This window comes from Clostridium chauvoei (assembly GCF_002327185.1).
GTDB lineage: Bacteria > Bacillota > Clostridia > Clostridiales > Clostridiaceae > Clostridium > Clostridium chauvoei.
Map to the genome: position 1 here is coordinate 1,858,959 of NZ_CP018624.1, position 14,395 is coordinate 1,873,353.

Sequence of the window (14,395 nt, forward strand, 5' to 3'; positions counted from 1 at the left end):
ATTTAAATTAAGGAGAATAAAATGACTCAATCAATAGATAGTACAAGTGATAGTCTCACGATTCGAAAAAAATTTATTAAATACCTACTCCCTTCAGTAGCTGCAATGTGGATATTTTCTCTATATACAATGGTTGATGGTATATTTGTTAGTAGAGGTGTTGGACCTACAGCATTAGCAGCTGTAAATATATCTATGCCTTTTATTAATTTTATCTTTGCTATTTCTATGTTTTTTTCTACTGGTGTATCTACTATAGTTTCAATTTATTTAGGACAAGATAAATTAGATAAAGCTAAAGAAGTTTTTAGTTTTAATATGTTTTGTATGTTAATTGTAGCTATTGCTATAACTATATTTAGTCTACTTAATCTTGATAATATAGCATTATTTTTAGGAGCTACAGATACTACATTACCTATGGTTAAGGAATATCTAAAAATAATAATGCTTTTTAATGGTTTCTTTATTATCTCTTACTGTTTAGAAGTATTAAGTAAAGCTGATGGTTTTCCACATCTTGCTATAATAGGTATGATTATTTCTGCACTAACTAATGTAGTGTTAGATTTTATATTTGTAATATTATTAGGCTTTGGAATAAAAGGAGCTGCCTTTGCAACAATAATTTCTCAAGGTGTTTCTTGTTTATTTTTCTTAATTCACTTTTTAAGACCAGTTTCTAAATTACACTTTGTAAAATTTAAAATAAACTTTAAAACCTTAGGAAGAATATTATCAATAGGATTCCCAGATGCTCTTACAGAATTAACTTCTGGAATTGTAATTTTATTATTTAATCAAATAATACTAAAGTATATAGGGGAAGATGGTATAGTAACTTATAGTATTATCTGTTATGTAAATACTTTAGTAATAATGACGATGATTGGTATAACTCAAGGTATGCAACCACTTTCTAGTTTTCACTATGGGAAAAAAGAAAACTTCATAGTTAAAAATTTGCTTAAAATTAGCATAAAAACAATAGGTATATCTTCTATATCTATATTTATACTATGTATAATTTTTGCAAATAACATTGTTGCTATTTTTCTTAAAGGTCATTCTCCTGAATTATTTAGTTATTCAGTGAGTGCATTTAGAATATTTTCAACTGCCTTTTTAATACTTGGTTTTAATGTATTAATTTCTGGATACTTTGCATCTATAGAAAAACCATTTAATGCAACAATAATTTCATTATCTAGGGGGCTGATTATAATTACTATTGTTCTCCTTACTATGACTTCATTAGTTGGTGAAAATGGCATATGGATTTCAACTTTAATTTCTGAGTTACTATGTTTAATAATTTCAATATTATTGCTTATTAAAAATAGAATATCTTATAAAAAATCTTCATATAAAACTTCTAATGTATAATAAAATAAAAGGACTATCTAAGCTTAATTAGATAATCCTTTTTATATTGAACTTTAATTATTTTCTAACTTCATATTTTAACTTATTTAAAACTTCAACTTCATTAGTTATAATGTTTGTTACACCTAACTCCATTGCTTTTTTCATATCAATTTCACTATTTATAGTATAAGGATTAACCTTTATATGGTTTTCCTTTAACTCCCTCATTATCTCTTCATCAAATATAGAATAATAATAAGGGTGATAACATTCACATTTTATATTTTTTAGGTACTTATATACATCTACTAATGTAGTTTCTGTTAACGCACCTGTTATTATATTTTTATTAATTTCCTTTACTTTTAATAAACTATAATGATTAAATGAAGATATAATTATTCTATCTTCTATTTCATATTTTTCAATCAAATCTAGTACTTTTTCTTCTAAATTTTTATACTTTACTATACTATTTTTAATTCTAAATTTAAAATATCTAGTTTTGATTCCTTAAATAGTATTAATAATTCTTCTAATGTAGGAATCTTTTCGTTATTTTTAGTTTTAAATTTTCTTAATTCAGCTAAAGTATAACTTTTAACTAATCCTTTTCCATCAGTAGTCCTATCTAGTGTTTCATCATGAATTATAACTGGAATACCATCTTTCGATAATTGAACATCCGTTTCTATTCCATCTGCTCCAAATTCTATAGCCTTTTTAAAAGCTATTATAGTATTCTCATCATATTTTCCACTATATCCCCTATGAGCAATATTTAAAACCATCCATATTCCTTCTCTCTTGTATAAAATTATATCTCTAATAATTTTATCATACTTTTTATTTTATATATTCTTTTTCTACTTTTTAAATTTGATACTTTATTTGATGGTCTTTTATTTTTGGAATAATAGGTATCTTTTCCAATAGCAATTACTAGTACTGTAGCCCTACCCTTTTCAACTTTTGCTCCTTGGAGACATATATTATCTAATTCTGTTATATCCTTATGTTGATAATAATTTCCTCTTATATTTTCATATTTTTTTATTATAGTATTTTCTCCTGTTAATATATATTGGTTTATGCTAAAGTCATTGCAAGATATTATCCTAACGTCTGCTGGAATATAATCTCCTTCTTTTAAACATATTATATCTCCCATAGTTATATCTTCTGCTGATAGTATTCTTTCCTTTTTATTTCTTATACAACTTAAATATTTATTATTTTCTTTTATAAAATTTAATGAACTAGGTATAATATTAGGTCCATACCTTTGTATACGTATTCTAGCTTCCTCTTCACTAATTCCATTTATATTTGTTTTTAATATCTTATAGATTTCATTTATATTTATTTTGCTAAATCTAATTAACTTATCTATAGATAAATTACTATTTCTTGTATCAATCATATATCCACCTCCAAAATTATATCAGTAAAATAAGCTATAAAAGCTAACCCTTATTTTACATTTTTGAGATTACATTAGATTAGATTTAAGAAATAGTTGAGAAAAAATTATCTAAGTTATAAAAGCTACTTTGATAGGTCCTATAATTTTTTTGAAATTAATCCTATAAAGTCTAATTCTTCCTCCACTATTTCTATCTAATATGTGATCTGATTCCATTTTTGCACCTCCATAAAATATATATAAAAAAATTAACCCTTGTTTGTACTTGAACAAACAAGGGTATTCTTTAACTAATAAATACACTCTACTCGTTCAAGTTTTAGCTCTTTAAGGCATGAAATTGAATTAAATTAAACCTTCTTTGTTCGGTAAAATCTGCTAACCAGCTGAGAGTGTTTCCACCCTTTCACGGTATCAATCCTTATCCTTAAAGTAACCTCACCTACCGAGGATATTTAAATCTATATTATTAGTATATTTAGTATTTTTTTATTTGTTACTATATTCCTAAATTCTTAAGAGTATTTTGTTAATTTCTTCACTTACTTCTAATCTTTCATCATAAATCCAACTAACATCAAATTCTAAATTAAAAATTTTACAGAATGAATAGTACATATTTATTCTTTGATAATAACATTCTAATTCATCTAAATTCCCCTTATAACATTGTGGTTTAGTAATGGTTTTATTTTTTAATACAAATAACTCTTCTACATAATCTAAAAAAGTATCCATAAGTTCATTCTTTGAAACGTCAAAGGGAACTTTAAGTAATTCCCATTGAATACTTTCTTTTAGTTTATATCTTTTGATGTTTTCTAGAATTATTAAATATTCATTTATATCCATTTTTCTATAAAAATCAAGAGTTTCTTCTCTTGTAGCCCATAAAGCTAATTTTTCATTTAATGGCAATCCTTGTACTTTTAAAATTGCTTCTGAAGGACCTATTACTGCTTCTTTTATTACTATATCCTTTTCTGCTAACTTTTCTTTTATAAACCTTTGATTATCCCTTACTGTTGCAACATAACCTACTTCATATATTCCTTTTCTTCCTGCTCTACCTGCAACTTGTTTAACTTCTTGAGATGTTAATGGTCTTATTTCTTCTCCATCAAATTTTTGTATATCTAAAAATATTATTCTTTTAATTGGCAAATTTACCCCCATACCAATTGCATCAGTTGTTATTAATATTTTATTTTCTTTATTTATAAATTGCTCATATTGCTTTCTTCTTACTTCTGGTGGCAAATCCCCATATATTATACTTGCTTTTATTCCTAAACTAGAATACTGTTCTGCAAGACTTAATACTTTCTTTTTTGAAAATACTACTATAGCATCTCCTTCCTCTGCTTCTGAATTATTAAAATTTCTATTTTGAACTTCTAAAGGTATATTTCTTTTATATTCTTTAAATTCAAAATCATCATCGCAATCTTTTATAATAGTTTCTAATATTTCTTTAGCATTTAAAGCTCCACATACATGAATTTCTTTGCATCTTAAACCAAGCAAAGCTCTACTCCAAGCTGCACCTCTTTGTGAATCATCTATCATTTGAATTTCATCAATTATAGCAATATCATATTCCTCATTTAAGTTAGCTTTTTCTATAGTGCAAGAGGTATGTGTAGCACCCTCTTTAATTAATTCTTCTTCTCCAGTTAATAAATTGCATATCACACCTTCATTATTTAATCTTTCATAGTTTTCTAAAGCTAATATTCTAAGAGGTGATAAATATATTCCCTTCTTAGCAACTTTTAAACGTTCCATTGCATTATAAGTTTTCCCTGTATTCGTTTCCCCTAAATGTATGAAAAATTTTCTTTTCATACTTCTTGCAGCACTATACTCATCTTTAGGGTTTGCTGGAAAGTTTTCTTCAAACTCTTGAGAAATTAATTTAGGTATATGATGCTTAGTTAATAATGTCATAAACCCTGAGTTAATAAAAACATTATAATTTCCTCTTAATACTTGATAAAAGTCAAAATCAGTATTATTTTTTCTATTATAATCATCTAACATTTTTTTAGATATATATTCTAATAATTCTTCGTATCTTTCATATAAATTATCATATTCTTTAAAGCCTTCATTTTCCATAGTCTTAAGCTGTCTTAGTTTTTTACGTATTGCTGACTCGTGTTCTATTAAAGCCCCTGGTTTTGAATTATGAACTATTTCTTCAATTTGATTTATTTGAGATTTAAGCTTTTTAAAATCTCTTTGTAATGCATTCTTTTTCAACTTCTCACCTCTTAAGTTTTTACTATATTAGTAAAATTTTTCTCCTAATTGAGAATATTCCTTATAAAGTTTAAAAATCCTTCTATTATTTGTTCCTTTAATTTATTATATTCAAAATTAATATATACTTATACTAATTAACATTAAATATCCCTTAAAGTTATATTCTATGGGCTATTCTACTAATCCAATTGCTCTAACAGGACAGCCATCTGAATCTTTAAATTTAAGTGGTGTTGCTATAAACATAAATTCATTAGGAAGACTATCTAAGTTTGTTAAATTTTCTATTATTAACTTTCCTTCTTTAAATAAAATCATATGTATAGGAGAATCTATATGAGTTCCTGTATGAGAACATATATTAATACTTTTTTCATTATAACCAGATATTTTTATCTTTGAAATATCATTAAATATTGGTCTTTCATCATCTGAGTAAACTGTCATATTATACTGAATTTCATGTGATAAATCTACTATCTTCATAATTTATCTCCTTCTTATATTACTAAGTATGTAAAAAAGGCTCTTAATATACTGAGCCTTTTACATTTCTATATCTTTTTCTAAGTTATTTCTATATGAATTCTTTCTATTTTCCTTATTATAAAATTTATTCTTAACCCAATTGTAAGTTTTAAAAAGTTTCTTATATTTTTCCTCTTCATCTTTTTTAAACTTAAATTCTGACATTAACATAATAGGTTGAAGTAGATCCATTGTATCATAATAGCCTTCTCTTATCCTTACTCGCTTTGATTGCTCATCTAAATTTAAAGTCCCCTTAATTACGCTTTCATCTAGGTTTTTTGGTGCAAGCTCTATTATTTTGCTATTAGGATATAATGATCTATCTATTCCAGCTTCTTTAGATAGTAAAACTACTATTATAATGTCACATCCTTCTTCATATACAGGCTTAATAGGAGTGTTATCCGATACTCCTCCATCTATATACTTATTTCCTAAAATCTCTGTACAATCATATATAAGTGGTAATGAAGCTGATGCCACTATCATTTCTTTTGATATTTCATCATTAAAATCATTTATCTTAAAATATTTCGCTTTGAATTCTGGTAATTCTGTACATGCTGCGTAACATATTTTATTACGTTCTTTTACTTTTGATACATCTAAATATTTATCTATTATTTCTTTCGCTCCATCCTTTGGAACCGTTCCTTCTTCTAATTTTTGAAGCATATATTTTTTAGCTATATTTAAATATTTACCTCCAATTGCAAGCTCTAATCCTTTTTTAAAAAGTTCAATTTTACCTATAGGAACTAGCTTGTCCATAGTTACTTCGTCCCATAATTCCTCTGCTGCATCTATATCATCCTGTGCAAATAGTACAGCATTAAAGGCTCCTATTGATGCACCTGAAAACACTTCTATATATTTATCTATTCCAAGTTCTTTTAGAGCTTTCCAAACGCCTAACTCATAAGCTCCTTTTCCGCCACCACCTGATAATACTAACCCAATTTTCATTTTATCCCCCTATTTAAACTATACCTAATATCTTATTTTAATATATACATTATTATAATTTAATTCCTCTATTTTTTCAAAAATTGATAATATATTAATCTTCTTTGTTTTTTCTTATAATATACTTCTTATCTTCTAAAAAAGGTAATATCTCACTTTAATTTTAGTGAAATATTACCTCTGAATTTACTAATTATTTTTAAGGTCTAAATAAAAGTTTGCTTCTGTCATTTTTTGATAAGGATGTACCCATAATGCTCCTATTCCGAAAGTTAATGCACTTACTATCCACCATCCAATGAAACTTAAATTTAAAACAAAATAATCAAGTTTATGTCCTATCATCATTTCTTTACTTTCTGATAAGCATTGGATAATTCCCTTTTCATTATCCTCACTTAAAATAAAATATGCTTGTGAAAACATCATTGCAAATATAACTCCTGGCACTATTAGAAATATCATTCCTAATATTACTATAATAGTAATTAATATATTTAGTCCTAGAGTTTTAAAGTAAATATTAAATCCTGAAAAAAGATCATAAAATCTAGCACTGTTATCTTTTCTTGTTAAGTTTAATAGAAATTTACTTAATCCTAAAGCTAGCACTCCTCCTAATAATAGCGATACTACATCTACAAATATTTCTATACTTCCATCGAATATCATTTCACTATAGCTTATACTATTTATAATAATAAGATAAACAAAACAAGTAAGTATTGCAATTCCCCAGTTTCCTCTCAATTGATCTTTAGCATTAGCTTTCAATTCAGCTCTACTTTTCATACTATACCTCCTATTTATTATATAGTATTATATATAATAAACTTATTTTTTATTCTTCTATAAAACCAGTATAATCTAAAATTCCCCCTCTAAGATTGTATAATTTTGTAAACCCTTCATTTTCTAATATATCACAAGCTACACTACTTCTCATTCCTACTTTGCAATAAACTAGTATTGGTGTATCTTTATGTTCTTCTAAATCTTCTAGCTCCCACTCCAAATCATCAACTGGTATATTTATTGAATTAGGTATTCTATTTTCTTTAAATTCAGCAAATCTTCTTACATCCAATATTAAAAGTTTATTATTTTCTTTTATTAAATTTTCTGCTTGTCTATTACTAATAGATTTTGTATATTTCAAAATTCTCACCTCTTTAAGTTTAATTAATTAAAACTAATTATAATCTTCTAATATTTAAAATTCAATAATTCTATTTGTAATTTTATATTTAATTATATTATTTTTTGAATTGCAAAAAAGTGAGGAAAATAAAAATTCATTTTCCTCACTTTTGAAAAAATTAACGTTTCCCTGCATCAAATGGTTCACCAGCAGCCTTTGGTGCTTGTGATGATTTTGAGAATAGTATCAATGCTAATAATGTTATAGCATAAGGGAATACTTTTAATATAACTGGTGGAATTGTAGCTAATGTTGGTATAACTTGTGACACATTAGCAACTGTAGCTGCAAATCCAAAGAATAATGTTGCCCCTAATATTCCAAGAGGTTTCCACTGACCAAAGATTAATGCCGCTAAAGCAAGGAATCCTAATCCTGAAACACTTCCATTAAATTCTCCTGAGTATGTTACTAGAATTATTACTCCACCTAAAGCAGAAAATGCTCCTGAAATCATAACTCCTATATATCTCATTTTATAGACGTTTATACCTGCTGCATCAGCTGCTTGAGGATGTTCTCCACAAGCTCTTAATCTTAATCCAAAACTTGTTTTATAAAGTATAAATATACTTATTGCTAATATTCCTAATACTATCCAAGTCGTAGTATAGCTATTGCTAAAGAATAAATCTCCAATTATCGGAATATCTGAAAGTACTGGTACATCTTTAGGAATAAAACCTCTAGTAATTCTTATATTACCACTACCTGTAATAGTTCTTGCTAAGAATATTGTTAATGATCCTGCAATCATATTTATGGCAGTACCACTAATAACTTGATTAGCATTTAAATTTATACTTGCAAATGCATGTAATAATGAAAATAACATTCCAGCTAACATTGCTACTAAAAGTCCAATCCATAATGGAAGTGAACTTCCTGGCATCTTTTCTTGTAATTTTACTATTGTAAATGCCCCTGCAAAGGAACCTATAATCATAAGCCCATCAAGTCCTACATTTACTATACCACTTCTTTCACAGAATAAAGCTCCTAATGCTGCTATTAAAAGAGGAATTGTAAATGCAATAGCATATGGAAATATTTGTTGTATTGTATCCCACATATTATTTATCCCCCTTTCTTTTATTTTTATTATCTATAACAGACGGATCTTCTTCTACTAGTTTATCAGTATTCATTTGAACCTTTCTACGTCTAAATTTATCAAAAACCTTATCCACTACTGCACTTGTTGCAGCAAAATAAATAATTGTAGCCATAATTGTATCAGCTATTTCAGGAGGAATAGATGTCATGGCACTCATAAATCCTTTGCCTGTATATAAAAGTCCAAAGAATAATGCTGCAAATAAAACTCCAATTGGAGAGTTAGCACCAAGTAGCGCTACAGCAATCCCGTCAAAACCTTGAGATGGTGTAACACCTATTTGCATATTTGCTACATTACCTGCATATTGAGCAACACCTGCAAGCCCTGCAAGTCCTCCTGCTATCATCATAGAAATTACTATATTTCTCTTTACTGGCATTCCTGAGTATTCAGCTGCATATCTATTAAATCCAACTGCCTTTAATTCATATCCAAGAACTGTTCTATTTAAAATAAATCCAATTATTATAACAGCTATAATTGCAATTAAAACTCCATAGTTTATAAAAGACCCTTGAAATAATTCTGAAATCCAAGGGGCTTGTAATGAAGCTTCAGCTGATAGTTTAGCTGATTCTGTTTCTAAGAAAGCACCTTTAAAGTAAGCTGGTATTGTATAATATACAACCCAATAGGATATCCAATTCATCATAATTGTTGAAACAACTTCATTAACATTATATCTAGCCTTAAGTATCCCTGGAATAGCTGCACAAAGTGCTCCTCCTAAGAAACCAGCTAAAATCATTGTTATTAACAACAATGGTCTTGGAAGATTTACTGTTAATCCAACTGCTGTTGCACAAAGACCTCCACACAGCATTTGTCCTGCTGCACCTATATTAAATAAACCTGTTCTAAAGGCAAAAGCTACTGAAAGTCCAGTAAGAATAAGTGGAGTAGCTGTTGCTACTGTATTAGCTATTCTTTCTATATTCTTTAATCCACCTTGGAATAAATAACTATATCCTTCTATTGGATTACTTCCTATAATCGCCATTAGGATTGCTCCAGCTAATAACCCTAGTATAACTGCAAGAATGGATTTTAAACCTCTATTCTTCATGGTTCTTTTCCTCCTTTACTCCTGCCATCATAAGACCTATTTCATTTTCATTTGTTTCTTTTGAATTCACTATACCAATTAATTCACCATTATTTATAACAGCAATTCTATCTGCTACATTTAGTATCTCATCTAATTCTAAAGATATAAGCAAGACAGCTTTTCCATTATCTCTTTGCTCTACTAATCTTTTATGAATATACTCTATTGATCCAACATCAAGACCTCTTGTTGGTTGTACAGCAAGTAATAATTCTGGATTTAATTCAACTTCTCTACCTATAATAGCTTTTTGTTGATTTCCACCTGATAAAGTTCTAGCTATTGAATCAGCCCCTTCTCCAGATCTTACATCAAAAGTATCTATTATTTTTTGAGCATGTTCTTTTATTGCTTGTTTATTTAATAATCCATTTTTTGAAAAAGGCTTTTTATTATATGATTCTAAAACCATATTTTCTTCTATTGTATAATCAAGAACTAATCCTCTCTTATGTCTATCTTCAGGTATATGAGCTATACCTTTTTCAACCCTATTTCTAACTGGAATTGCAGTTATATCTTCGTTATTATAAATTATATTTCCTGAGTCTACAGGTCTTAGTCCTGTTATTGCTTCTACAAGTTCAGTTTGTCCATTTCCTTCAACCCCAGCAATACCTACAATCTCGCCTCTTCTTATATCTAATGAAAAGTTTTTTAAACCTAATACCTTTTTATTATTCATTACTGAAAGATTTTTAATACTCATAACGATATCTTTAGGCTTAGCTTCACTTTTATCTACCTTAAATGAAACCTCTCTACCAACCATCATTTTTGCCATTTCAGCTTCACTAGTGGTTTTTACATCAACTGTTCCTATGTATTTTCCTCTACGTATAGCTGTACATCTATCCGCAGCTTCTTTTATTTCTTTTAATTTATGGGTAATTACTATTATTGATTTTCCTTCTTGAACAAGACCCTTCATTATTTTTATTAATTCTTGTATTTCTTGTGGTGTTAAAACTGCAGTAGGTTCATCAAATATTAAGACTTCTGCGTTTCTATAAAGCATTTTTAGTATTTCAACACGTTGCTGCATTCCTACAGAAATATCCTCTATTTTTGCATAAGGATCTACATTTAATCCATATTGTTTTGATAACTCTTCTATTCTTTTAGCTGCTGACTTAATATCTACAACCAATCCCTTTTTAGGCTCTAATCCTAAAATTATATTTTCTGTTACAGTAAAATTGCTAACAAGTTTAAAATGTTGATGAACCATTCCTATTCCTAAATCATTCGCAACATTTGGATTGCTTATTTTTACTTCCTTACCTCTTATTTTTATCTTACCAACTTCAGGTTGATACATTCCAAATAAAACTCCCATTAAAGTCGATTTTCCTGCACCATTTTCACCAAGTAAAGCATGAATTTCACCTTTTCTTAGTTGAAGAGTAATGTTATCATTTGCAACAATCCCCGGAAACTCCTTACGAATATTAAGCATCTCTACTACATATTCCATGCTAACTCCTCCTTCTTAAATCTAACACAAAATAAGACATCAATTCCCGTATTTACCAAATTATCGTATATAAAAAAAGACGGAAGAACCGTCTTTTTTTTATATAATTCTTCCTAAAATAGCCCTTATTTTATTTTTGCCTTGCTAAAGCAAACCTTAATTAGCATTTTATATTATAGTAAATCACCTTTTTCAGCTGATACTTTAATTTCACCATTCTTAATCTTTTCTACTACTTCTTTAACTGTCTTTGTAGTATCTTCGCTTAAGTTTGGATTTTCATCTGGAATACCAACACCATTGTTAGTAACATCATAAACTATAGTATCTCCACCTGGGAAGTTACCTTCTTTTTCTGCTTTAATCATATCAGCAGCTGCGTTATCAATTCTCTTCATTGCTGAAGTTAAAATAACTGATTTGTCCCCTTCGTAAATACCGTGAGTATATTGGTCAACATCAACTCCAATAACCCATACTTCTTCACCTTTTGTAGCTCTACTCTTAGCTTCGTTTATAGCACCTACTCCAGTTGCACCTGCTGAACAGAATATAGCTTTAACACCTCTATTATACATTTGAGCTGCAATTTGTTGTCCTGCTGCTATATCTTTAAAAGTTCCTTGATAAATTACATTTTGAGACAGTAGATAGTTTTGTGTAAAAATAAAACTATCTACTGTTTTTTTGTATTAACAGTTGGAAGTTTTGGAATAATATACTATATAAATTAGGAGGAATTATTATGACAAGAAAAATTGATACCAACTTTGATTACAATGAGGAAATTAAAAGATGTAAAACAATCGATGATGTAATGGGTAAAAACGGATTAATACAAAGATTAGTTAAAGATGTCCTTGAAAATATATTAGAAGGTGAAATGGAAGAACATCTAGGAAGAAATAAATATGAACGTGTAGAAGCAGTTGATCAAACTAAGAAGAACTACAGGAATGGTTATAGTCGCAAGAATTTAAGAAGTTCCTTCGGTGACGTCGACCTAGACGTACCCCGTGATAGAAATGCTGAATTTGAGCCACAAATTATAAAAAAATATGAAACTGTGTGTACTGAGTTAGATAAAAAGATTATATCTTTATATGCTAAAGGTATGTCAACATCTGATATTCAGGCTGAAATTGAAGACTTATATGGAATAACTATATCACCATCGATGGTATCTAAAATAACTGATAAAGTGCTTGCTAGCGCCGCCGAATGGCAAAATAGAGTATTAGATAAAATATATCCAATAGTTTATTTAGATGCTATGTACTTTAAAGTTAGAAGTAATGGAAAGATAGTTAACAAGGCTGTCTATATATGCTTAGGATACACTATGGAAGGATATAAAGATATTTTAGGTATATGGGTTGATGAAGCAGAAGGTGCTAAATTCTGGTTAGGAATTTGCAATGATTTAAAAAATAGAGGTGTAAAAGAAATTTTAATTGCTTGTATGGATGGATTAAAAGGTCTTCCACAAGCTATAAAAACAGTATTTCCATCAGTAAATATTCAAACATGTATTGTTCATCAAATAAGAAATTCAATAAAATACATAGCTTCAAAAGATAAAAAAGCATTTATGAAAGATTTGAAGGAGGTTTATAAGGCTACAACAGAGGAACTTGCGTTAGCACAGCTAGATAATTTAAAGGAGAGATGGGGAGATAAATATGGAATAGTAATAGATTCCTGGTATAACAATTGGAGTAACCTTTCAACATTTTTTGACTTCTCTCCAACTATAAGAAAGATGATTTATACTACAAATATCTTAGAGGGTTTTAATCGTCAAATACGTAAATTCACTAAAGTTAGAGTCATATTCCCAACTGATGAATCTTTAAATAAGTGTGTTTACTTAGCAACAATGGAGATACTAGAAAAATGGACTCAACCTATACATAATTGGGGTGCTACGCTAGCGGAGCTATCAATAATATTTGAAGATCAATTAAAAGATGAATTAGCTTAAAAGCTTGTACTTTTTATAAATTATATGCATACTATTAGATTTTTTTGAAATACTAAAAAAGGTAATAAGAAACATTATTAGTATTTCTTAAATATAAAAAAATATTACTGGAAATGAAAATTTCCAGTAATGTTAAAATAATAAAAATGATAATTACACAGAATTATCTATTCTCTCTACATTTTCAGCTTTTATTGATGCCTTAGTACCTAAGTTTTCATTAGCATACTTAACACCTTGTTGGAATCCCCAATTAAATTTTTGTACTGGTGGAATTTCCATACCACCGATAAATCCTAATTCACCTTCTTTTATTTGTAAAGCAGTTGCAACACCTGCTATAAATCCTGATTGTTCTTCTGCAAAGAATATAGAAACAGTATTCTTTGCTACTGATGCATCTGACTTATCATCTTTCTTTGGTGCACCATCTAATAGTATAAATTTTGCATCACTATATTTTTCTTGTGCTTCAAAAATTGCAGTTTCGAATTTAAACCCTGGAGTTACTATAAATTTAAATCCTGCATCATAAAGATTCGTAATTTCCTTTATGTAGTCTGCATGAGTTTCTCCACTTGGTTGTAAATATTTCTTTTCTAATTTTAATTCATCCGCTGCTCTTGTTACCCCTGTCCATGTACCTTCATTAAATGATTTGTCGTCAATAGTACCTGAATCTGTTACCATCCCAACTTTTAAATTTGCATCTTCTGTTGATCCTGAGCCTTCACTTTTTCCGCAACCAACTAAGCCAGTTACCATAAGTGCTGATAATGCTAATGCAATTACTCTTTTTTTCATTCTTTAATTTCCCCCTTAGGTTTATTAATGTTAATTTTTTAATTTAATTATTGTCTTATTGCTAGTAATTTTGATTAAATTATATGTTTTTTTATTATTTACGCCATTAGTATGTAACATCATCTACGATTATATACCAAAT

At 28.2% G+C, this 14,395-nt stretch carries 11 protein-coding genes, 3 pseudogenes and 1 riboswitch; of the genes and pseudogenes, 2 read left to right on the forward strand and 12 right to left on the reverse strand.

Going from position 1 to position 14,395, the window contains the following annotated elements; translation table 11 throughout:
* Positions 1 to 21 precede the first annotated feature (21 nt).
* Positions 22 to 1,386 carry an MATE family efflux transporter gene (locus BTM21_RS08760; protein ID WP_079481184.1) on the forward strand — a complete coding sequence of 455 codons (1,365 nt, stop codon included), beginning with the start codon at positions 22 to 24 and terminating at the stop codon, positions 1,384 to 1,386.
* Positions 1,387 to 1,443: 57 nt separating this feature from the next.
* Here the strand turns inward: BTM21_RS08760 and BTM21_RS08765 are convergent.
* The 11 genes and pseudogenes from BTM21_RS08765 to BTM21_RS08815 all read right to left on the reverse strand — a co-directional run.
* A pseudogene (locus BTM21_RS08765) lies at positions 1,444 to 2,159 on the reverse strand (glycerophosphodiester phosphodiesterase).
* A 26-nt stretch (positions 2,160 to 2,185) separates the two neighbouring features.
* On the reverse strand, positions 2,186 to 2,791 hold the full coding sequence (locus BTM21_RS08770; protein ID WP_021875065.1) for a P-type ATPase actuator domain-containing protein: 606 nt from the start codon (positions 2,789 to 2,791) through the stop codon (positions 2,186 to 2,188).
* A 298-nt stretch (positions 2,792 to 3,089) separates the two neighbouring features.
* Positions 3,090 to 3,251: riboswitch (M-box (ykoK) riboswitch) on the reverse strand.
* Positions 3,252 to 3,301: 50 nt separating this feature from the next.
* The gene (locus BTM21_RS08775; RefSeq protein ID WP_021875063.1) at positions 3,302 to 5,059 is read right to left on the reverse strand and encodes an SUV3 family DEAD/DEAH box RNA helicase; all 1,758 of its coding nucleotides are present in this window, start codon (positions 5,057 to 5,059) and stop codon (positions 3,302 to 3,304) included.
* Between the two features lie 174 nt (positions 5,060 to 5,233).
* Positions 5,234 to 5,548, reverse strand: coding sequence for a cyclase family protein (locus BTM21_RS08780; protein WP_021875062.1), 315 nt, complete (start codon positions 5,546 to 5,548; stop codon positions 5,234 to 5,236).
* A gap of 60 nt (positions 5,549 to 5,608) precedes the next feature.
* A complete protein-coding gene (locus BTM21_RS08785) occupies positions 5,609 to 6,559 on the reverse strand; it encodes a patatin-like phospholipase family protein (RefSeq protein ID WP_021875061.1) in 951 nt (316 codons plus the stop codon).
* 189 nt (positions 6,560 to 6,748) lie between these two features.
* The gene (locus BTM21_RS08790) at positions 6,749 to 7,351 is read right to left on the reverse strand and encodes a DUF975 family protein (protein WP_021875060.1); all 603 of its coding nucleotides are present in this window, start codon (positions 7,349 to 7,351) and stop codon (positions 6,749 to 6,751) included.
* A 49-nt stretch (positions 7,352 to 7,400) separates the two neighbouring features.
* Positions 7,401 to 7,727: a rhodanese-like domain-containing protein gene (locus BTM21_RS08795; protein ID WP_242944835.1), complete on the reverse strand. Its 327-nt coding sequence runs from the start codon at positions 7,725 to 7,727 to the stop codon at positions 7,401 to 7,403.
* Positions 7,728 to 7,878: 151 nt separating this feature from the next.
* Positions 7,879 to 8,832, reverse strand: a complete 954-nt coding sequence (locus BTM21_RS08800; RefSeq protein WP_021875058.1) for an ABC transporter permease — start codon at positions 8,830 to 8,832, stop codon at positions 7,879 to 7,881.
* Between the two features lies 1 nt (position 8,833).
* Positions 8,834 to 9,946: an ABC transporter permease gene (locus BTM21_RS08805; RefSeq protein WP_079481182.1), complete on the reverse strand. Its 1,113-nt coding sequence runs from the start codon at positions 9,944 to 9,946 to the stop codon at positions 8,834 to 8,836.
* Positions 9,936 to 11,465 carry an ABC transporter ATP-binding protein gene (locus BTM21_RS08810; protein WP_021875056.1) on the reverse strand — a complete coding sequence of 510 codons (1,530 nt, stop codon included), beginning with the start codon at positions 11,463 to 11,465 and terminating at the stop codon, positions 9,936 to 9,938. Before BTM21_RS08810 ends, BTM21_RS08805 begins: the two co-directional genes overlap by 11 nt.
* Positions 11,466 to 11,638: 173 nt before the next feature.
* A pseudogene (locus tag BTM21_RS08815) lies at positions 11,639 to 12,109 on the reverse strand (BMP family lipoprotein); the annotation flags it as partial.
* 101 nt (positions 12,110 to 12,210) lie between these two features.
* On the opposite strand from BTM21_RS08815, the gene BTM21_RS08820 reads away from it, so the two are divergent.
* Complete coding sequence (locus tag BTM21_RS08820) at positions 12,211 to 13,449, forward strand: IS256 family transposase (protein WP_079480999.1); 1,239 nt, start codon at positions 12,211 to 12,213, stop codon at positions 13,447 to 13,449.
* Positions 13,450 to 13,626: 177 nt separating this feature from the next.
* Here the strand turns inward: BTM21_RS08820 and BTM21_RS08825 are convergent.
* Positions 13,627 to 14,253: pseudogene (locus BTM21_RS08825) on the reverse strand (BMP family lipoprotein); the annotation flags it as partial.
* Between the last annotated feature and the right edge of the window lie 142 nt (positions 14,254 to 14,395).

What these genes read in the sequence shown, in the direction of transcription:
- BTM21_RS08760 (WP_079481184.1), top strand. Translation starts at nt 22, where the DNA reads ATGACTCAATCAATAGATAGTACAAGTGATAGTCTCACGATTCGAAAA.
- BTM21_RS08770 (WP_021875065.1), bottom strand. Translation starts at nt 2,791, where the DNA reads ATGATTGATACAAGAAATAGTAATTTATCTATAGATAAGTTAATTAGA.
- BTM21_RS08780 (WP_021875062.1), bottom strand. Translation starts at nt 5,548, where the DNA reads ATGAAGATAGTAGATTTATCACATGAAATTCAGTATAATATGACAGTT.
- BTM21_RS08785 (WP_021875061.1), bottom strand. Translation starts at nt 6,559, where the DNA reads ATGAAAATTGGGTTAGTATTATCAGGTGGTGGCGGAAAAGGAGCTTAT.
- BTM21_RS08790 (WP_021875060.1), bottom strand. Translation starts at nt 7,351, where the DNA reads ATGAAAAGTAGAGCTGAATTGAAAGCTAATGCTAAAGATCAATTGAGA.
- BTM21_RS08800 (WP_021875058.1), bottom strand. Translation starts at nt 8,832, where the DNA reads ATGTGGGATACAATACAACAAATATTTCCATATGCTATTGCATTTACA.
- BTM21_RS08805 (WP_079481182.1), bottom strand. Translation starts at nt 9,946, where the DNA reads ATGAAGAATAGAGGTTTAAAATCCATTCTTGCAGTTATACTAGGGTTA.
- BTM21_RS08810 (WP_021875056.1), bottom strand. Translation starts at nt 11,465, where the DNA reads ATGGAATATGTAGTAGAGATGCTTAATATTCGTAAGGAGTTTCCGGGG.
- BTM21_RS08820 (WP_079480999.1), top strand. Translation starts at nt 12,211, where the DNA reads ATGACAAGAAAAATTGATACCAACTTTGATTACAATGAGGAAATTAAA.